At 29.0% G+C, this 21,095-nt stretch carries 23 protein-coding genes and 1 pseudogene; 8 read left to right on the forward strand and 16 right to left on the reverse strand.

The window, feature by feature from the left end; all coding sequences use genetic code 11:
- Positions 1–63: 63 nt before the first annotated feature.
- The 9 genes from GQF29_RS00970 to GQF29_RS01000 form a co-directional block, all read right to left on the reverse strand.
- Positions 64–939, reverse strand: a complete 876-nt coding sequence (locus GQF29_RS00970; RefSeq protein ID WP_008788702.1) for an AraC family transcriptional regulator — start codon at positions 937–939, stop codon at positions 64–66.
- A 15-nt stretch (positions 940–954) separates the two neighbouring features.
- The gene (locus tag GQF29_RS00975; protein ID WP_008788701.1) at positions 955–2,067 is read right to left on the reverse strand and encodes a C45 family autoproteolytic acyltransferase/hydrolase; all 1,113 of its coding nucleotides are present in this window, start codon (positions 2,065–2,067) and stop codon (positions 955–957) included.
- Position 2,068: 1 nt separating this feature from the next.
- Entirely contained in the window at positions 2,069–3,199 is a 1,131-nt protein-coding gene (nagA, locus tag GQF29_RS00980) for an N-acetylglucosamine-6-phosphate deacetylase (RefSeq protein ID WP_054689066.1), read from the reverse strand.
- 161 nt (positions 3,200–3,360) lie between these two features.
- The gene (locus GQF29_RS18300; protein ID WP_202086625.1) at positions 3,361–3,540 is read right to left on the reverse strand and encodes a hypothetical protein; all 180 of its coding nucleotides are present in this window, start codon (positions 3,538–3,540) and stop codon (positions 3,361–3,363) included.
- A 298-nt stretch (positions 3,541–3,838) separates the two neighbouring features.
- Entirely contained in the window at positions 3,839–4,048 is a 210-nt protein-coding gene (locus GQF29_RS18305; RefSeq protein ID WP_054325662.1) for a hypothetical protein, read from the reverse strand.
- 134 nt (positions 4,049–4,182) lie between these two features.
- Positions 4,183–4,674 (reverse strand): cysteine hydrolase family protein, encoded by a 492-nt coding sequence (locus tag GQF29_RS00985; protein ID WP_054689070.1) that lies wholly within the window; start codon positions 4,672–4,674, stop codon positions 4,183–4,185.
- Positions 4,675–4,939: 265 nt separating this feature from the next.
- A complete protein-coding gene (locus GQF29_RS00990; RefSeq protein ID WP_160340690.1) occupies positions 4,940–5,842 on the reverse strand; it encodes a helix-turn-helix transcriptional regulator in 903 nt (300 codons plus the stop codon).
- A 177-nt stretch (positions 5,843–6,019) separates the two neighbouring features.
- Positions 6,020–6,892, reverse strand: a complete 873-nt coding sequence (locus GQF29_RS00995; protein WP_028043528.1) for a YwqG family protein — start codon at positions 6,890–6,892, stop codon at positions 6,020–6,022.
- Between the two features lie 227 nt (positions 6,893–7,119).
- Complete coding sequence (locus tag GQF29_RS01000) at positions 7,120–8,952, reverse strand: DUF262 domain-containing protein (RefSeq protein WP_160340691.1); 1,833 nt, start codon at positions 8,950–8,952, stop codon at positions 7,120–7,122.
- Positions 8,953–9,439: 487 nt separating this feature from the next.
- On the opposite strand from GQF29_RS01000, the gene istA reads away from it, so the two are divergent.
- From istA to GQF29_RS01015, 3 genes and pseudogenes are all read left to right on the forward strand, one after another.
- A complete protein-coding gene (gene istA, locus GQF29_RS01005) occupies positions 9,440–10,663 on the forward strand; it encodes an IS21 family transposase (RefSeq protein ID WP_202086235.1) in 1,224 nt (407 codons plus the stop codon).
- Between the two features lie 86 nt (positions 10,664–10,749).
- Positions 10,750–11,094 (forward strand): annotated as a pseudogene (locus GQF29_RS18500) (ATP-binding protein).
- 95 nt (positions 11,095–11,189) lie between these two features.
- The gene (locus GQF29_RS01015; protein WP_160340692.1) at positions 11,190–12,374 is read left to right on the forward strand and encodes an IS256 family transposase; all 1,185 of its coding nucleotides are present in this window, start codon (positions 11,190–11,192) and stop codon (positions 12,372–12,374) included.
- 354 nt (positions 12,375–12,728) lie between these two features.
- On the opposite strand, the gene GQF29_RS01020 is transcribed toward GQF29_RS01015, so the two are convergent.
- The 4 genes from GQF29_RS01020 to GQF29_RS01030 all read right to left on the reverse strand — a co-directional run bounded on the left by GQF29_RS01020 (position 12,729) and on the right by GQF29_RS01030 (position 14,825).
- Positions 12,729–13,997 (reverse strand): hypothetical protein, encoded by a 1,269-nt coding sequence (locus tag GQF29_RS01020; RefSeq protein ID WP_054689074.1) that lies wholly within the window; start codon positions 13,995–13,997, stop codon positions 12,729–12,731.
- A gap of 250 nt (positions 13,998–14,247) precedes the next feature.
- On the reverse strand, positions 14,248–14,325 hold the full coding sequence (locus tag GQF29_RS19005) for a hypothetical protein (RefSeq protein ID WP_202086421.1): 78 nt from the start codon (positions 14,323–14,325) through the stop codon (positions 14,248–14,250).
- Between the two features lie 7 nt (positions 14,326–14,332).
- Complete coding sequence (locus GQF29_RS19010; protein WP_054690276.1) at positions 14,333–14,581, reverse strand: Arm DNA-binding domain-containing protein; 249 nt, start codon at positions 14,579–14,581, stop codon at positions 14,333–14,335.
- A gap of 52 nt (positions 14,582–14,633) precedes the next feature.
- On the reverse strand, positions 14,634–14,825 hold the full coding sequence (locus GQF29_RS01030) for a hypothetical protein (RefSeq protein ID WP_054690273.1): 192 nt from the start codon (positions 14,823–14,825) through the stop codon (positions 14,634–14,636).
- A 174-nt stretch (positions 14,826–14,999) separates the two neighbouring features.
- Here GQF29_RS01030 and GQF29_RS01035 point away from each other — a divergent pair, with 174 nt between their 5' ends.
- From GQF29_RS01035 to GQF29_RS01050, 4 genes are all read left to right on the forward strand, one after another.
- Complete coding sequence (locus GQF29_RS01035) at positions 15,000–15,593, forward strand: helix-turn-helix domain-containing protein (protein WP_054690271.1); 594 nt, start codon at positions 15,000–15,002, stop codon at positions 15,591–15,593.
- 42 nt (positions 15,594–15,635) lie between these two features.
- The gene (locus tag GQF29_RS01040; RefSeq protein WP_054690267.1) at positions 15,636–16,634 is read left to right on the forward strand and encodes a hypothetical protein; all 999 of its coding nucleotides are present in this window, start codon (positions 15,636–15,638) and stop codon (positions 16,632–16,634) included.
- A 128-nt stretch (positions 16,635–16,762) separates the two neighbouring features.
- Entirely contained in the window at positions 16,763–17,584 is an 822-nt protein-coding gene (locus GQF29_RS01045) for a DUF2971 domain-containing protein (protein ID WP_054690264.1), read from the forward strand.
- An 84-nt stretch (positions 17,585–17,668) separates the two neighbouring features.
- Positions 17,669–18,064, forward strand: coding sequence for a CHAP domain-containing protein (locus GQF29_RS01050; RefSeq protein ID WP_160340694.1), 396 nt, complete (start codon positions 17,669–17,671; stop codon positions 18,062–18,064).
- 343 nt (positions 18,065–18,407) lie between these two features.
- On the opposite strand, the gene GQF29_RS01055 is transcribed toward GQF29_RS01050, so the two are convergent.
- The 3 genes from GQF29_RS01055 to GQF29_RS01065 form a co-directional block, all read right to left on the reverse strand.
- On the reverse strand, positions 18,408–18,812 hold the full coding sequence (locus GQF29_RS01055; RefSeq protein WP_160340695.1) for a cupin domain-containing protein: 405 nt from the start codon (positions 18,810–18,812) through the stop codon (positions 18,408–18,410).
- Between the two features lie 196 nt (positions 18,813–19,008).
- Complete coding sequence (locus GQF29_RS01060; protein WP_236916358.1) at positions 19,009–19,455, reverse strand: flavodoxin family protein; 447 nt, start codon at positions 19,453–19,455, stop codon at positions 19,009–19,011.
- A gap of 19 nt (positions 19,456–19,474) precedes the next feature.
- Positions 19,475–20,068: a histidine phosphatase family protein gene (locus tag GQF29_RS01065; RefSeq protein WP_054690261.1), complete on the reverse strand. Its 594-nt coding sequence runs from the start codon at positions 20,066–20,068 to the stop codon at positions 19,475–19,477.
- 107 nt (positions 20,069–20,175) lie between these two features.
- Between GQF29_RS01065 and GQF29_RS01070 the strand changes: the two genes are divergently transcribed.
- Positions 20,176–21,021 (forward strand): LysR family transcriptional regulator, encoded by an 846-nt coding sequence (locus GQF29_RS01070; RefSeq protein ID WP_160340696.1) that lies wholly within the window; start codon positions 20,176–20,178, stop codon positions 21,019–21,021.
- Positions 21,022–21,095: the final 74 nt, after the last annotated feature.

Here is a 21,095-nt window from a genome sequence, read left to right on the forward strand (position 1 = left end):
AAATTATAGATTTCTATACCTAAAAGGCATATAAAAAAACTTATACCAGTTAAATGATATAAGTTATCGTAAAGGAATATATAAATCCAACTCAGAATCAGGATGATCATAGCCTAGAAATCTTTCGTCTAAAACTTCAAATGTTTCTCGTGAATCTATTTCTTCTTTGGTAGAAAGAAGCCATGTTCCCCAAATATAATTTATTGTTTGTGGTAATGTCTTAAAACAGCCATGATGTGTAAAAACAACATAACGGCCTCCTGGTATGACTTTTTTGATAAAATATGATACCATATTTTCAAAAGAATCAACCTCTATACCAACCACTTCATTAAATATCGTCTCTTCTCCAACAATAAAATGAACATCACTTAAAGATGATTCATAAATACCAAATTTACGATGCTCTTGATAAGAATAAGGAGCCTTTTCTTCAAGACTATAAAACTCTTCCCAAAGTTTTTTAATCTCCTTGGTTCTTAATTGAGTCTGTCTTCTGATTCCAACAACCTTAATTTCAGGCAATATGACAATTTGAGGATGAACAGTAACATGATGAACTAAGTGTTCTAACAAATCAGAATTTAAATTTTCTTTATTGGAAGTTAATGTTTGTATTCGATTCTCTCGATATTTTTGTGGACTCACTTTATAAATCAATTTAAAAGCACGACTAAAAGACTCAGCTGATTCAAAATTATTTTTTATGGCAATATCAATAATTTTATGATGCGTATATAAAAGTTGGTGAGCAGCATTGGCAAGTCGTCGTTTTTTTATATAATTACCAACACTCTCTCCAATCAATGCTTGAAATTGTCTATTAAAATGAAAGTATGAATAACCAACAGAATGAGCAACTTCTTCAACTCTGATATCTTCTTCTAAATGATTTTCAATGTAGATAATAGCATCTTCTAAAGCCTTTTGATAGTTCATGTTTTTATATCCTTTCTATAATGATTGCCAATCAAACAATCCTTTTTGAACATCATCAATATGAATTTCAATTTCTGATGTTTGATTATCAAATGGTTGAGATAAATGATACAGATTCCAGCCATTCTCATGTCTCCCACCCCAGCATAACTCGATTGTCCCATCAATCGGTGAAATAATCATACTTTTGGTTGTACCAAAACTTTCTTTATAATTATGAAAACAAAGTCCATCAGGATATTTATCTAATAACATTTCTTTGAGTTTTTCTCTTGTGACTGTTGTTTCTTGCTCCAACTCTTTTTGTATATACTGATAGCGACCAATACTATGTGTAAAAACTTGTTTTTCTAAATGTACGAATTCAGATAATATAGAATGATTTGTTGCATGAATCATCTGTTGAGAACTATAAACATCAATTTCTCGAAATGCTTTTTGACCATCCATCGTTTGGACAAGTGCCCCATGACCTGTCTTATCTAATAAAATGATATTCATATTAAAAACAATTGGCATATCTTTTAAATAAGCTAATGCCTCTTTTGTATTTTTACAGTTATCAAGCAGTGCTCTCACAACAACCCAATATTGTAAACCTTGAAATTGTGGTTTTTGCATATGAGGTAAGTTAGCAACAGGAAGACCACATGAACTGATTGTGACAGCTAAACCCTGATCATTGAAACCATCATCCCGTCCAAATTGTAACATAGATGTTCCAATATGTGTATAATTGCCTTTTGCCACTGTTCTCATCAGACAAAAATCTTCAAGTTCACAAGAAAATTCATAATTTCTTGCAAGTAATGGCTTCTTTTCAGCCGTCATACTTGGAAGCAATGCAATATGACTACAGCGAGGAATATAACAAGTCATATTATAGAAGAATAATGATTCTAATGATACATTCAAAGCATCAGCAAAGCCATTGATTTCATCAGTTAATCCTGGACACCATTTATCAAGTAATTGATTGGTTTCTTGAATCTGATAAAGAGTCATTTCTGGTTTTACAATATATTTTGATTTTAATAATAAATTTGTCTCAATCATCTTTCCTAATTGATAACCAATTTCATAATGGGTTCCACTGACCTCAATAGTACGTGTCTGTATAGTTAACATATTATAACACCTTTCCTTTCACTATTGTTTGTTTAATCTGGAAATTATCATCAAAGAAAATAATATCTGCAAAATTCCCTACTTTTATTTCTCCCATTTTATCAATACCTAAACTTTTCGCTGGATTATAACTTGCTAAAGAAACAGCTTCATTCAAAGTTAATCCTAAATGCTGATATACATTTTTGACGCATTGATTCATATCAGCCTGACTCCCTGCTAGAGTTCCATTTAATAATCTGACTTGATGATTGTTGATACGAACTGTTCCCATTGATGACTCATAAATACCATCTGGTAATCCTGCGGTTTCTACAGAATCAGTTATCAAAACCACCTTGTCTTTTCCTTTCGTTTTTAAGAGGATTTTAGCAGCTGGATAAGAAACATGTATTCCATCTAATACCAATTCAGCATATACATTTTGATTTATCATCACAGTTCCTGTAACACCCACTTCCCTATGGGTTAGAGGTGTCATTGCATTATAAGTGTGGGTTGCTGATGTAGCACCTAAGTCAATTGCTCTTTGTGCTTCTTGATAGGTCGCATTGGTATGACCCAATGAGACAATAATACCTTTCTCACATAAATAGGGTATCAATTCAGTAGCCCCTTCTAATTCTGGAGCAAGTGATACTTTTTTGACGATATCTTCATTATTATTGACAATAGAAACAAAGTTTTGAATAGTAGGATGGATCATATATTCTTCCGGTTGTGCTCCTTTGTAAACTTTACTGAAAAATGGTCCTTCCATATGAACGCCTAAAATTTGTGCTCCTTCAACTTTTTCTTTATTTTTGACAACATTTTCAATCGCATGTGAAATAGATTCAATAGGCATTGTGACTGTGCTTACAAGAAAAGAAGTCACACCTGTTTGTAAAGATGCTTTTGAAATGGCATTGAGACTTTCGAAAGTTGAATCCATCACTTGATATCCACCTCTACCATGAGTATGAATATCAATAAACCCTGGACTCACATATAACTCTTTGGCATTTATGATGTCTTCTTTTTCTGGTTTCCTCTCACTAATTTCTACAACCTTATCTCCCTCTATAAAAACATTTTTAGTAACAATTTCATCATGTAGAATAACTTTTCCATTGATTATGCACTTTTTCATAATATTTCGTATACTTCCTTTCTCTCATTTCCTTCATTTTATCAAAGTTTGTTATTGTCTTCATGATATTTTCTGCTATAAACATCTAAAAAAAGACATCATGTGATGCCTTCATCTATTAAAAGAATTTCTTTCCATTTAAAATATTAATATGATATTCTTTAGTTACAGTTATTATCTGTTTTTTCAACGGTATTTTGTCTATAATGTTTGGCATGTGAGCCCATAATAATAACAGTTGGCACATCCTTCACTGATAGAATAACAGCCATGCAAGGTGCTTCATCAGCACTTACTGCAAATGATGCATAAAGTCCATTCCTATCTCCCCAAATTGGCACTAATCCTAACTATTCTGTATAATAATCATAACATGCTTCATAGTCTTTTCTAACCAATATGTGAATGGTTATTTCATTTTTCTATTACCACTCTTCCTATGTACTATTATAAGATAAGTTGTTTCATGGATTATTGTAAGAAATAGACACAGAAAATTGATCACTTCACTCTTTTATAAACTTTCATAAGAAAATTTTAATGCTATTTTATGATTATATACACTTTAAGAATGATATTGATTTTTTCTCTTGAATACTTTTTAATAAGTCATTTTATTTTTTAACTTCGCTTTTTAACCTAATATAATAAATAATTGCTCCTATAAAATAAGGAATATTCATCTCCATTAAAAACACCTTCATCCCCACTTCGAAATTCACCAGCTTCTACTTCTAAAAACTTTTCCATAACACCATGAACTCTTTTCAAATCTTTTAAACTGAATGGATCTATCTCTTGTATCATGTCATAGGCTTCAATTGAATAGGGTGGTTTATAATCCTTCATTTTATCACCTCATCTTGCTTATTATCTTGGTTACTTTCATAAAAAACAAATTTAATCAATCAACTCTAAGACATTTTGATGTTTAGCAAACAACTGATCATCTTCCATACTATTTACTTTTAAACCTTTATCAATTATGAATCTAACAAATCATTCAAACTCATTAGCTTACAGCCTTTACTCTCATAATAATGAAGCATTTCATCAATCTTCTTTTTATCATAACTTGTAATACAATCAGATAAGACATTGACTTGATAATCTGCCTTGCGTAAATTATAAGTCGTTGATTTCACACAAGCAACAGCATCTGCACCTGTAATATAAAACTCACCTATTTGATTTTCAGTTATAAAGTTTGCAAATTCCTCACTTGTTAATGCATTTCCTTTAGATTTTATAAAAATATGATCTGATACTATTTTTAAATCAGAAACCAATTCAGATCCAGGTGTATTAGGTTTGAATGTTCTTGTTCCTGCTGATAAATTATAATGTCTTATGTAAACAACATACATATCATTTTTAACTGCCCAATCTATTGAACGATTAATATTATCAATAATTTCCTTATAATTCTTTGTAATATCGTTTTGAATATCTATAACTACTAAAGCTTTTTCCATTGTACGCTCTCTCCTTCTTATAAATAGATACTATCATCACATCATTATTAATGTGTTGAGTTCTTGAATCATTAACATATTGAATTGTATAATGCTTATTCAATTTTAGTTTCTATTCTTGCAAAACAATAGAAAATTAATTGAGCCTTCATTCCCCTACTTTCTTCCTATACTTTGTTCTGACTAAAATAGCCAATTTATCTATAAAGCATTTTACATTGAATATGTTAATACTATCATATCATTTATAACTTGCAACAGCGTGTCATGTTCTATATTTTTCTTGGATTTTTTTAGCTCTTTCAAATATAATATTACGAATACTTTGAGGAGCAATCACTTCTACTTTATCCCCACAAGATAATATATAACTAAAGAGAAGTTCATTATTTGGCATGAGTGTTTCTACCAATAAACTTCCATCTTTGTTTTTAGTGACCTCATCATCAAATTTCTCATAAACTTGAACTGACATACTTTTATCAAACAAAAGTGTGACTTGAATCATTTCCATTTCAAATTTTTCTGCTCTTGTAAAAATCTCATTTGGTATATTACGAATATATTCATCATCTGTCATCTCTAAATCTCGAATACGTATTAATTTGAAAAAACGGTAATCATTTCGCATACAACAATATCCATATAAATACCAATCATAAGACTTGAAAACCAGTTTCAGTGGTTCAACAGTACGCTGAATGCATTCACCTTTACCATTATAGTAATTAAACATAACTTTCTTATTCTTAAAAATTGCACTTTGTAACAAATGAAAAACTTCTTTCCTTGCACCACTTTTTGTCCAACTTGAAAAATCAAATTCAAACCAATCTGTGTTTTGTTTTTGAAATACACTACTCAGTTTTGATAAAAGAGCACTCGTATCTCCTTCTTCTATGATTCTAATCCCTTGTAAAGCCATCAATATTTGTTTCTGTTCCTCTTCACTTAGAAGAGATTTATTAAGCACAAAATTCTCTTGAATAAAGATACCTCCACCTTTACCCTGTGTAGCATATACAGGTATTCCTGCTAAACTCAATATGTCAATATCCCTATAAATAGTTCTTACTGAAACCTCAAAATGTTCAGCTAATTCTGGTGCAGTCATATGCCCTTTTTGCAGCAAAAGATACACCATTTGAAAATATCTATTGTCTTTCATAATATCCCACCTCTTGCTCATTATATTAAACATGACATCGATAATCTTGTTTTCATTGTGTTTTCATAAGATTTAAAAAACCCAAATATATTTTAATAACTTTTTTAATCAAAACAGAACTTAAATCATTTATTACTTCCCACTTATTTAACTCTTTTTGATAAAAAAACTCAGTCATTAACCACATTGTAGAATCAGCCATATTCTATCAAAATTTTTATTTTTTAAATCCTGTTTTCGTATCCAAAAATAAATGTGACCACAATCACCAAACATATACTCCATATCTTCTGTTTCAATCGTTCCCATTTGAAATAAAAGTATCCAATCTTTACTATTGATTTTAACTTGTTCTAATATATCATCTGGAATAACAGCAAAATCTTCTGGAGATCCTAACCTATATCCTCTAGTTACTATCTCACATTCTTCTTCCATAGATGATTGAATTGTATCAGAATAACCAAGAAGTTTTGTCACTTCCCCATATTCATCACATGGATATCCATATTCAATGCGGCATTCATCATAATCTTCCCATTCTATTTCCATATCTGTAATTTCAGCAGATAAATCACCATATTCAGGAAAACTGATATGACTTTCAAAAGTTATGGCTAATTCTGGCATAATTGCCTCTTCATCCATATCCTTAGGAATATTCATAGGAATTAGATGATCTTTTGTGGGAAAATAGTATACCTTGGCTGATCCGTTATCTTTAGGATCAAATCCCCATGGCATACTTATTTGCTCATAAAAGAAACTTAATATGCCAGTCTTGGGTAATAAATTTTCAGTATCATCATTTTTTACATCTTCAAGATTAATTTGAGCCATAAATGATAAAGGTCGTTCCTTTGTCTTACCATCAAATGATTCACCTAAAAATCTAGGCCATACAAAATCATTGGGAACTGCTGGTCTACCTCCAATTTTGCTACTGCAAGCAGTAAGTATTTCATCTGCCTTTTTATATGATATCCGTATTTCATTTCTTGCTAACGCTGTTAATATCACTTTTAACTTATCTTTATTATATCCGCTCATATCGTTACTCTACATATCTTTCATCATAACTAAGATTTATCTATTGCTTTTTTATTTTATATTTAATTTACCATATCTAAATTGAAATATCTTGTTCAAAATTTTATATTTTTATCTTCTCTAATCAATAATTTTTTATCTCTATAAATCAATTAATAATATCTAAAAATTCACTTTAAATTTTATTAACTGGAACTTCTTATCTCTTTTTACAACTTCAATATTCTTTATTCCTTATTTTTTAATACCTCATTATTCCAAACTAATTTGAATAACTTTGCAAATAACTCATTGCGTTTTTCTATTTCTTTTTTTCCAAATTTTTGATAAGGCTCAAAGGGGAGTTTATTCTCTTTTATAAACTTAATAAACTGTGGATTATTTTGATAAGCCTGTGTACCAAGAGATTCAGAATATATGTTTCCTTCATTAGAGCAATATTTATTTAGCTTATATTCATATTTAGCATCATTCAAACTAGCATTTATACTTTTATGTAATAAAAGTAATGCACCAAGGCTATTTCTCCAACGTCTAAAATCTTCATGATCTAAATATTCATCAGTAAACCACTCAAAATGATCACAAATAATGTGTTCAACTTCAAATGGATTTTTTACTTTTACAGTTTTTACATAATTACAATAGTTTGAAGCAACACCAGTATTTTCCTCAATGTAGCCAGTTATACGTGCCAACATATGTTTGATATATTTTTTAGTAAACCCATTTAATCTAAAATCTTGTAAAACTTTATCACTGTCAAAATCAAGGCTATTATATATAAATAACAATTTATCCTTTAACTCATTTACATTCAAATTTCTAATTTCTTTCGTTACATTAAAGATATAATTTTTAATTGTACTATATTCAATTTTACTATAATTTGTAACTCTTGAAACAATATATAAATCGATAAATCTTGCAACAATATTCATTTTTTTAATGATTATATCCCAACTATCTTCAAAACAAATCGTCGATAAAATCAACTGAGGTTGAAAAGTGAAATTGAGCTGAGCATTATAATACACATATTTTGTTTCCTTTGAAAACTTACTTTCTGCTTCCCTAATTTTCATATATATATCTGCATATTTAGCAAACTTTCTAATGAACTGTTCAAAATCATATGATGTTTCAAGGTTTAATTTTTTACTTTCATCTCTAACCCATTTATGAAATGGCCCTCCAATGATATCAAAATCTAATTTTACTGCTCCTGCTTTGTTTTCTCTAATAGTTATGGCATATTGTGCTCTTAACCAAGCCTTAATAAATATTTCATCACCCTTGTCATCATCTGCTTTTAATTGTAATATTTTATTTTTCCATACCTCATTAAGCTTTTCACGCTCTAAATCATCCCTGATTTCAGAAAGTATATACCCCTTTAACATTTCAGTTGAAGTCAAATTTAATCCTCTGTCATTCATTGTGACAAAAACTTTATGGGCATCTTGTTCTGTGGATGTAACAATTTCAATAAAAAAAACCTTTTCAGCTAGCCAATCACAAAAATGAAAGATCATATTATCTGTTATTTCCTCTGGAAACAATTCAATAATATCATTATATCTATCATAGAGATTTTTAACAGATTCATTCTTATCTGAAGTATCAAATGCTTTATCATTAAAAATTGCATCCATGCAGTCATATCTATCTTCAACTTTTATATTAAATGATTTAGTTCCATATGATTCAGAAAAAATCATAGTTTCTATCATGTTATAACTTTTCCCCATAGTTTTTAATCTATTATATAGATACATTAATAATAATGTAAGTGATGAAAGCCGTTGTTGGCCATCTATAATCGCATTTTCTCTTCCAGCAAGTACAATAGACCCCATAAAATATGCACCATAATCTTGAACCTTTGTTCTATCATCATTTAATTGATAGAAATTCAAAAATTCAGAAGATAAATCATCAATAAGTTCTTCTATATGTTTCCTTTGCCACATATATTCACGTTGATAATAGTGAATAGAATATTTTGTGTTTTGTAATAATTGTTTTAAATTCTTAGGTGATCCTTCTATTTTTTTCATTTGTTTTCCTCCAACATTACCCAAATTATACCATTTTATTTTATACTAATGAATAAAAAATTAACTTGTCATAAAACAAATAAAACATTTCTCTTCCTGTTTATAGATAATCTCTTTTCTTACAATTTTTCAATATATTTCTGAACATTGTACATTTCTTGTACACTTTGTATTTGGTTTTTCAGTTTCTTAGCAGTATTTCTTTGTTAGCTATTTAATTATTCTTCATACAAATTATTCACATCTTTATCAACTCATTTAGTGTACTTGTAAAGCTGTCCACTTGTCAGTAAACTTGCATATAATATTTCTTACTCCTCTTTCATATACATTCATTTTCTTCTTCCATATTTTGATTAGTTCACCGTAAATGTTAATATAAAAATGTAGGAAATTGTTAAAACAGAAATGTAGGTTTTTCTACATTTTTTTTGATAAACTCTCTGATGTGTTTAACACATATATTAACAATGGAGGTTATCAAAAAATGAGATTTGATATTAAAGAGAAAATGGAGGTATTAAAATTGAATAACGATAATGTAAAGCCTAATTTCCATGAATTAGGCAGACAATGGGGTTATGACTACAGAACTGCTAAAAAATATTTTTTTCAGGATAAACAGCCATCTCACAATTCATCTGTTCATAAAAGAAAATCGGTGCTTGATGATTTCAAGGAGATTATTGAGGATAAGATAAATCATGGTATTACCAATATCATGAGCATTTACCTCTTTATTCGTGATGAAAAGGGCTATACAGGTAAATATTCAACTGTGAGAACTTATGCTTCCTCACTTAAGAAAGAAAAAACCAAAAAAGCAACAATCCGGATTGAGAAAACCCCTGATATATCTGGACAGGTCGACTGGAAAGAAACAATGACAATGTATAACTGCCAAGGTGAACCCATAACCTTTAATCTATTTCTGTTTGTCCTTGTATACTCCAGACTGAAGTTTGTTAGGCTGACCCTTGACAGAAAACAGGAAACGCTCTTCACCTGTCTATGTGAATGTTTCCGTTATATTGAGGGTATTCCAAAAGAAATATGGTTTGACAATATGAAAACGGTTGTTGATCATTCAAAAAGTCAGTTTACCTGCACGGTCTTTAATTCAACATTTTACCAGTTTTCTAAAGACATGAATTTTCTGCCTATTGCCTGTCGGCCATTTCGACCGCAGACAAAAGGAAAGGTTGAATCATTAGCCAAGTTAACTGAACGATTAAGCGTCTACAATTATGAGTTCGATACATTATGCGATCTCAATAAAATTGTCAATGTCTTTTTGGAAAATATCAACTGTGAGAAATCACAGGCAACTGATATAGCCCCTAACGAAAGATGGATAACTGAAAAAGGAGAACTTACACCTCTTAATAGTCACATGATTGAATCTTATGAATGTAATGCCTTCTGGAGAAAGGTATCACAGGAATCAATGATTGTCTATCAGGGCAATAAGTACTCCGTACCTGTCGAATACATCGGCAAAGAAGTGATGATTACACTGCATGACGATTATATTCGTATATATTATAACGATAAACTGATACAAAATCATCAATTAAGTGAGAATAAGCTGAATTATAAAAAAGAGGATGCCATAGATATCTTGAAATCGGATATCTTTTCACATAGAAGCGATGAAGATATAGAAAATTTTATAGATGAAAACATGAGTATATATGATGAAATCAAATAGAAGGAGAGTCAAATGAAATATAATCAATTAATCAACAATCTGGATACACTAAAACTCAATAAAACAAAGGAATATCTACCTCACTTCTGGCACATGAGGAAAGAAGTATAGTAGATATATTATATGAACTGACAGAAAAGGAAATAGAGGGACGGAAGGGAAGGTCGTCCGAGATGAATATCAAAATGGCAAATTTTCCATTTATTCGAACAATTAGTGAATTTGATTATGAATATCAGCCAAGCATATCCAAATCACAGATATATGATTTGGGAAGTCTGTGATTTATTGAAAACAACGAGAACATTCTGTTCATACTGTTCATAGGAACAAGTGGAGTAGGAAAAACACATCTGGCTACAGCACTGGGGATAGAGGCAGCAAACAAGAGAATCAAAACTGGTACTATGTCAAGAAAAAGTGCCAGTTAAACTGAAATATTTAATTTTGGAGAGTGTAAATAATTTTGTGTAAACTGATCCTCCAATGGTAGAATGGAATTAACTACCAAAGGAGGATTTTTATTATGAGTAAAAAAGATATAGTTAAATATATAATTGATGAGTATGGTGTTACATCACCTACTGATATAGCTAATGCATTAAAAGATTTATTAGGTGAAACATTACAAGATATGTTGAACTCTGAATTTGATGAACAGATGGGATATGACAAGTATGATCAAAAAACAGATAAAACTAATTATCGTAATGGAACTTCCAAAAAAACAGTTAAAACATCTCAAGGAAATATAGATTTAGATATTCCAAGAGATAGAAACTCTTCATTTGACCCTGTTATTATAGAAAAACACAATCGTGATATTAGTGATGTTGATAACAAAGTTATCAACTTATATGCCCGTGGTATGTCTACAAGAGATATCAGTGATACTGTTAAAGATATTTACGGTGTAGAAGTTAGTGCAGCTATGATAAGTAAAATAACAGATAAAATTATCCCTAAAGCTTTAGAATGGCAAAACAGGCCATTAGATACTGTATATCCAATAGTCTTTATTGACTGTGTTCATTTTAATATTAAAACAGATAATATGGTTACCAAAAAAGCTGCATATGTTGTTTTAGGAGTTAATGAGAATGGATATAAGGAAATATTTGATATTTGTATTGGCGAAAACGAAACAGCTAAATTCTGGCTATCAGTACTAACTGATTTAAAGAATAGAGGAGTTAAGGATATATTGATTATTTGCAGTGATGGTCTTTCAGGTATTAAACAAGCAATTGAATCAGCATTCCCAAATACAGTACAACAAAGATGCATAGTTCATCTAATTAGAAATTCATGTAAATACTTGAGTTATAAAGACAGAAAAGAATTCTGTAAAGATCTAAGAACAGTATATACAGCATCTACAAGTGATAAAGGATTAGAAGCACTAGATAAGTGTAAAGGTAAATGGGGAGATAAATATCCGTATGCATTTAAGCCATGGGAAGAAAATTGGAATGAAGTTTGCAGTATGTTTAATTATGTTCCAGAACTAAACACAACGAATGCAATTGAAAGTTTAAAGAGTGCATTTAGAAAGTTTACTAAAATAAGAACAGTATTCTCAACAGATGAAAGTTTATTTAAATCTTTGTACTTAGCTCAAGATAAAATAACAAGTAAATGGAATGTCCCATATGGTAATTGGGGAATTATATATTCTAGTCTTCAAATCATCTTTGAAGGGAGGCTTTAACGAGAACATTTACAATTAAATATATTATGATATGATATAAAAAAGTAACTGTATGATTACTCAATACAGTTATTCATCAAATTCTATCATTGGAAATAGACTTTACACAAAATAATTTACAGGCTCTTGATATACTTCAATGCATTTTCTTTTTTTTAATATATTCTTTGTATTTATTTCCAATTTTTTAATAATTACAAGTTTTCTTCAATTGAAGCCTTGTCAACTAACTTGATATTGTTTAACAAAATCTTTTTCTTTTTTATCCTTAAACAGAAAATTAAGGATTAATTCTCTTCCATCATTGTTTAATAAAAAATCACATACCTATACTTGCCCAACAATGACATATTATTATTTTGATTTTTCTAGATATTGTTCAATTTCTCCATTTACCCTTTGACTATATTCCTTGATTAAATTATCATCCACTTCATACTGAATATATTGTCCATAATGGAACTGTAAAAAATATATATCTATATTATCATTCAAAGCCATATCTAGAGACTTTTTATGCTTTAAAAGTATCATTTGACTAGCGTCCATTTTTAAATCAATAATAAACATGCATATTAAACATGAAATTGTATAAGGTAATAACAAAAGAACTATTGTCTCTTTAGCCACATTTAAATCAAAATCTTTTGTAAATTTTATTATTTCTTCTTTTATTGCATTTCCCTCATCTCTTAAAGATTCATTTTTTGCTATTTTACCATCTATACTTTCAATCACTTCCTTCTGCATATTAATAACATCATTATGAACAATTGGAACTAAAACAAACGAGAAATAACCTATTAATAGAATAGAAATATTGACAACCATAAATGCATATTTCAATTTTTTTAATCGATACACCGGAGTGATTCCTGTTAAAACCATATTAAGTACTAAAGCAAATAGGATAGCACTAATAAACGCCATTTGAAAATTATTATTTAAGAAACTTGCATAAAAAACTATAAATGAAAATCCATATTTTAGTATAGCAGCAAAAGTTTGTTCCGGAGATACCTGTTGCATAATAAATAGTAGAAGTAAAAAGCATATAGAAAGCCCTTGTACAGAACATAATATCAAAGACAATATCTGTGTAAAAACATGACCATACTTAACAAATCTATAATAAAAAATGAGAGATAAAATTGAGAAAAAACATAAAATACTAACTGTTTCATTTATTTTATTAGCGTAATAATATAGAAATATATTATTTCTTATACATAAAAAAAGCAAATTAATAATATTTAAAGATAAACAACATATAAGAAAAACTTTGGCTTTATACCTTTCAAATCTATATTCATTAATATTACTAATCTCAATACAGTTAGCCAAAACAAGCCTTGAAACTATAATCATATACCAAATATAACAAACTATAATGATAATTAATGAAGCAGAAATTCTGAACCAATCTATGTTAATATCAAACAACATTATAGTAATAATTAATATGCTCCATTTTATGATATTTAAATAATTAAAAATCTTATATCGCTCACTTTTCTCAAATATAGAAACATAATTCTCATATGTAATATTTTGTAGGGTAGCGACTTTCCATAATAAGCAAAGTAATTGCTTAAACTTTTTTACTATTTCTAAAATTAACATGATCATACCCTCCCATTCTTAAAAATCATTTTATCATCTCATATATATAAAATCTAATATAATTATTTATAATTAAAAAAATACTAGTTGAATAACAAACCATGAATATAATATATGTTGTTTATCCAAAATTTCATCTTATTAGTATATTCCTTTCTCATTGATCCTGCCTTACGATATGGATTAGATTTCAAATCATAAAATTGTACTGCAAAATTAAATATAGCACTTAGTTGATTGCGAATTATTTTCAAATTCGTTTGTGAAAAACCTCTTTTACCATTTCATTTTGCCACTGTCTTATATCAGCAGCATTGATTTCATTCATCTTCTTTTTAGCAAAAAAATGGAGTTATTTTATCATCAATAATATATTTTTTCGAACGGTACGTATTTAATCTTAATCTTGTTTTCGCATCTTTCATATACAATTCAATAAAATCACCAAATAACATGTTGAAATCACATTGTAAAGTAAGTAGAAATTCCCTAAGCCACTCTTCCGCTTCTCTTTTCGTATTAAACCCTCTTTTTGTAGATTTGATACGATTTACCTGCCAATCTGTATAACGATACTGAATCATCCATTTCCTGTTTTTATATCTTTTGTTGCTTTCAAGTTAATTCCTCCATTATTTATCTTTTAATTTCAACACCTGAATACCAGCGTTCTTCAAAATACTTTTTAGGTATTCTTCCAGACACTACTAGATAGCCACTACTTGCAAGTTCTTCATTTAAATCATGAACAATGCGATATGCACGACTTACAGATATTCCTAAAATTTCCGCAAGCTCTGAAGCTCTTATATATGATTTGCTTTCCATTAGGCTCACACCTCCTTTATGTAACACTGACCTCCTTTCATTTGTAAATCTTATATTTATTATTATACTAATATCATTTACTATGTCAATATTATTCTAATATAAATTATTATTTTAATTTATATTGATTTTTGTTATAATCTGTTTATATACAAAAACAGAAAGGTTGATAGCATGAATAGCAACACACTAGGAGATAAACTTCAATACCTTAGAAAAGATATGTCAATGTCACAAAAAAACTTTGCTGACTTTTTAGGTATACCGCAGCCATCTTTATCAGCATATGAAAACAACCGTAATTCGCCTACGGTTGATGTTTTAATTAATATTGCAAACAAATGCAATATTTCTTTAGATTGGCTGTGTGACATTTCTTCGGCCAAGCATACTCTATCTTCATTGAGTGATATAGCAGATGTGTTATATGCTTTAATGGAGACCGAAGATATAAAGTTGGATATAGAAATACATGATCATTTACCAAATGATGAAGAAACGGATGATAATAAATGGTATACAAGTATCACTGTCTATGGCAACGATCCTGAAAACAAGTTAAATGCAGACTTGTGTAAGATAATTGCTAAAGTTGAAAATGATTATATGGACTTGGCATCATTTGCTGTTTCAAAAGAAATGTACGACATCGCTAAAGAAAAAACTATTAATTATTATACTTTACCAATAAGACAAAAAAAATTCTCCGAGTTATCTCGTGAAGAACGTTTAAAGAAACATATGGAATATTTAAAGAAGGAAAACTAGATAAATTCTAAATTATTTTAATAAAAGAGAAGGTGAAAATTAATGACAACAAGAACAATAAATCAAATACATTTTGAAGATTTGGATGCAATACGATTTGAAGAACTAATTATGGCAATGGCTTATCGAATGAGAAGATGGGAAAAATTAGATCATTTTGGAAAAAAAGGGACAGATGATGGCATTGATATTAGAGCTGTTGAGCTTTTAGAAAATGAGAAAAGAAATGTTTATTTTTTTCAATGTAAAAGATATATCAAAGTCACTAATTTTCAATTAAAGAATATCATCGATGATTATGTTACAAAAAATAATTTCATTCCTGATTATTATGTTTTAGCAATATCATGCTCATTAACAAAAAAACAAATAGAATATTTCGAAAAATATTCCAAGGAAAACGGGTTTAAATCAATAATGATTTGGACTAATTCTATAATTGAAACTATGCTTTATTCAGATTATCAAGACTTGTTGTTTGCTTATTTCGGAATTAATCTAACGGACGAGAGCAATAAATTAATGGGTAGCATAAGAAGAAATGTAGCATTAAAGAAAAGAATGAAGAAAGATTTTTTAAAAACTGTTGGTTGCAAAAGTAGAGATGAAATTATGGAAAGAATTAAGAATCCAACTCTCAAATTTAACCATTCAGAGATTCTGATTCGCTCAATTTATGACAAAGCATACCCAGAAAATAATACGTTATTAGACAATAATCATACTGGCTATTACAAAGCAGAAGTTTATGATTTCTATCACAATGGATTGTTAGTATATGCATATCCCTTTGTAAAAAAAATTAAATTAAAAATTCTCAAAGATATTGAATCAGAAGAATACGATATACATGAAATAGAAGTTCAAATATTAGGATGTATCCCTTTTGAAAATATCATCGAATATGATATTGATGGAGATGAATATTATAATTATCCACATTTATTTTGTGATTTCACTAATGTTTCAGATCCATATGAGAAAATAAGATATATAGATAAAAATGGATATAAAATAGATGATGATGACATTTTAAATTAAAAAAGAAATGAGAAATTCTTATAAAAATAGAAGATATTAAATATGACTTACATGATAAAACTGTTAATGATATTGATTTTGATCTTGAAAAATGGAAAATTGAAAATCCGATAGATTATTTTAAATTTATGTATCTTATAAATACATCATTAGATAAGAATACGGCCTTTAAAACGATTTACCAAATTTCACGTTTATATATGCCTAATACACTTTTTAAATATTATTCTTTAACAGATGACACTTCACTAAATAAACAGAAACTAGATACGTTATTACAACAAAAAGTATTTATGTCTAATGTCAAATCATTGAACGATCCATTTGATAGTAAGGCATATTTTTATCGCCCTGAAGAACTGAAAAAATATGAACGCTTAGCAATTCACGATGGAAAATTAATTGATGATTTTGCTGCATATACTAAGGTATGCTCTTTTTCAACAAATGGTATAAATTCTATGCCAATGTGGGCCCACTATGCTAATAACCATTGTGGTTTCTGCGTTTCATACGACACTAAAATTAATTGGGATTTAGCCTCATGTACGTTTCCAGTTCAATATACTTCTGAGCGAATTGATATTACAAGTGTTATGGATGAGCAAGTAAAAAAAGCATTATTAGAACTTGAATTACAATCTAAACAAGGGAGAAAAAAAATTATACTAGATGATTTATCATTAATCTTTTTAACAACTTACTTTTGTAATATTAAACATACATCATGGAGTTATGAAAATGAATTCAGATGTACGATCGGAAATTCTACTCAAATACCATCTTATATGCCAGCTCAACCAAAAGAAATATATATTGGAAAAAATTGCAAACAAACTTATATTGATAAATTAACTAACATAGCTAAGAAACTCCACATTCCAATATTTAAGATGTATTTTGATGATTTGAATAATGAGTTTAATCTAACAGCAAAAAAATTGCAATAAATTTATTATATATTAAGAAATATGTACTCATTTTGTACTCAAACAAAAATAAAAAGTCCATAAAACCTTATAGAATAAGGCTCTATGGACTTTATTTGTTTACTCCCACTCGACATTGATTATCATATTTATCTTGTTTTCAAATGTATTATAGCACTATTTACGCATCTTAATCTAGTAAATAATGCTTGTTCTTCATTATATTTAAATATTTTATTGTCATTGTATTGTCATATTGACACCTCGTGGTTTAAAGAACATAATCAATGGCTTTCAAAAGGACAAACTCTGCAAACAGGATATATTATATTTTTTGATTGGGAAGTTGATGGTATTTCTGACCATGTAGGTATCGTAGAGCGTGTTGAAAACGGTACTATTTATACAATTGAGGGTAATTCTAATAACGAGTGCCGAAGAAACACCTATTCAATAAATTCAAAAGTTATTACTGGATATGGAATAGTCATAGATAAGTAAAAAGATAGTTTAAACTGTCTTTTTACTACATATATGAAATATACGAGCAAGTTAAAGACATCACTATTGCATATGCTATAATTTGTACATAAAGATGTTTGTCGACATAATAAACTCAATACTAACAAAGGAAGTGAATGTAATGTTTCTATTTCAAAAAAATAGGAGAATATTTAATGACTCATAAATATTACAAATGCTAATTAAACAGGGGGATCCCCAAATTTTAGTATGTTGTTAAAGAATTGTGTCAAACAAAAAAAGGGGAAGTGTAAAGTGTGTAGATAAGCGTACAATATCTTTTTGCACACTTTATTTTACACTCCCCTTAAATTTATTCTACCTATTTTAGCTTATTATATTCCTCGTCTGTTACAGCTTCTAACCATTCATTTGATGATCCATCAATCTTTATTTCAATGGCTAAGTGTGAAAACCAACTGTCTTTAGTTGCACCATGCCAGTGCTTTACTTCAGGTTGGATCATGATAACATCTCCTGGTTTTAACTTTTGAGCTTCTTTTCCCCATTCTTGATACCATCCTTCACCACCTGTTACCAATAAAATCTGTCCAGCCACATGGTGTATATGCCAGTTGTTACGACACATAGGCTCGAATGTTACATTTGAAATCGGACCCCCTTTATCAGTTAGTGTTTTTAAATATGCAGTACCCGTGAAATATGGGCTAAATTGTTTTGGTAAAACATCTCCCATTGGGAATACGCTAGGATTATTTTTATTCATATTCACTTCTCCTCGTATTAAATTATCTTATAAAATTAGTTCTATGAAAATCTTCTTTTTCTGGTAATCCATATTTTGCTTTTCCATCAGCAATACTCTTTAGTAAAAAAGACATATTTCTTGCAAGGACACGCATGGTTTGTAATCCTTCTCCATCTTGAGTAGCTTCACCTTGTTCTCTACCATGTATTGCATTTCAATACTGTGTTGATGCTATAGGCATTCCAGAAATAGCAAAAAATTTATTAATTTCATCATAAGTTGCTGAAATACCACCACGTCTAGCTACAATAACACTCGCACCAACTTTCATTGTTTTATCAATAGGTACACTGTAAAACAATCTTGTAAGAAATGATATTAATGTTGAATTAGCTGATCCAAAATAAACTGGTGTTCCGACAACTAAACCATCACACTCTGCAAATTTTTGTGCAGCTTCATTGACAATGTCATCAAAGACACATTTATTTGCTCCATTTTTACAAGTCATACATGCAATACAACCTCTGATATCTTTATTTCCAATGTTTAATATTTCTGTTTCAATTCCTTCTTGATCAAAAACTTTAATCATTTCATCAAACGCAATTCTTGTGTTTCCCTTTAAATGAGGACTCCCATTAATCATTAATACTTTCATCTTCTTTTTCTCCTTCAATTTATATTTTTTGCTTATCTATAGGTTCTGGATGAACTATCTCGATAAACTTCCATATACCATTTTCATATTCATATTTAAGAATGCAACAATTCTTAAATCCAACTTTTCTTACTTCCTGATATTCATTTTCGGATACTATATTCCATAAAAAATGAGAGCAAGCACCAGCATGAGATACAACAAGAATAATTTGATTATCTTCTTTAATAATTTCATTACATGTATCAAATATCCTCTTTCTCACTTCAGCTCTGGTTTCTCCACCAAATGTCTGAAAGAAATTATCATACATCACAGTAGGAGGATTTAAATATTCGTTAGATCCTTCATAGCGACCAAAATTCATTTCTTTAAGTCCTTTTAATCTTTTATATGGTAAATCAGTTACTAATTCTAAAGTATCACAAGCTCTTTCCGTTGTTGAACAGTAAGCATGATCAAAAGTTATGTTATTATCTTCAAAATATTTTTTCGCACCTAGAGCTTGTTTAATTCCTAACTCAGTTAAAGGTGAGTCACACCACCCTTGAATTTTACCTAATTGATTAAATAATGTTTGCCCGTGACGCATCATATATATTATTTTTTTCATAAATCAGCCTCCTTCTATTTCTAATAAAATTTTATTCTATAATTATAAAAAAGTACAATATCAATATTGAATTGTGCTATAATCAAATGGAATAGTGAGGGGATATTATGTTTGAATTAAACCAACTGGAAATATTTGTAGCAGTAGTTGAAGAAGGTAGTGTTTCAAAAGCAGCAGCAAAACTTCTCATTTCTCAACCTGCTCTATCAAAAACAATACAGAAATTAGAAAATGAGTTGGACTTAAACTTATTTGACCGAACTAAGAATAAACTATCTGTTAATAATAATGGTAAAATGGCTTACAAAAAAGCAAAAAAACTTCTGTCTCAAGCATATCGGATGAAAAATGAACTGGTAGAATTTGACCATGCCAACTGCAGTATATCTTTGGCTTCTTGCACTCCTGCTCCCATATGGGCTATAAAAGAAATTTCTAATAAAAAAATTGAAAGCACAATTATTGATAATAGCAATGAAATGATTGAGGGATTAAAAACAAATAAATATTCATTGATTGTTTTAAATCAAAATATCAAAAACAAGGATTTTGTATGCGTTAAAATGTTTAGTGAAAAACTTTACATATCTGTAATTGAGGGTCATCGTTTAGCTACAAAAGCTAGTATCTCATTTAAAGAATTGAATGGAGAAAGTATTATATTATCAAATCAAATAGGATTTTGGAGTAAATTATGCCAAATAAATCTTCCTAATTCACATCTTCTATATCAAGATGATAAAATATATCATGAAATTGTTGAATTTTCAACATTGCCATCATTTAGAACAAATATAACGATTAAAAAATTTCAAAGCAATGATCGAAGATTATATATTCCGATTAATGATTTAGAAGCAACATGTGATTATTATCTTTATTTTAAGAAAAGTAATCTTAAAAGTTATAAATATATAAAAGAAAATCTTAATAGAGTTAAATGGATAAAATAATGTAATAATTAAATACAAACCAAATATATACATCATCATTTTAAATACACAAAATCCTCCTATCAAAAAGACTT

The sequence above is a fragment of the Coprobacillus cateniformis genome (genome assembly GCF_009767585.1).
Lineage (GTDB): Bacteria > Bacillota_I > Bacilli_A > Erysipelotrichales > Coprobacillaceae > Coprobacillus > Coprobacillus cateniformis.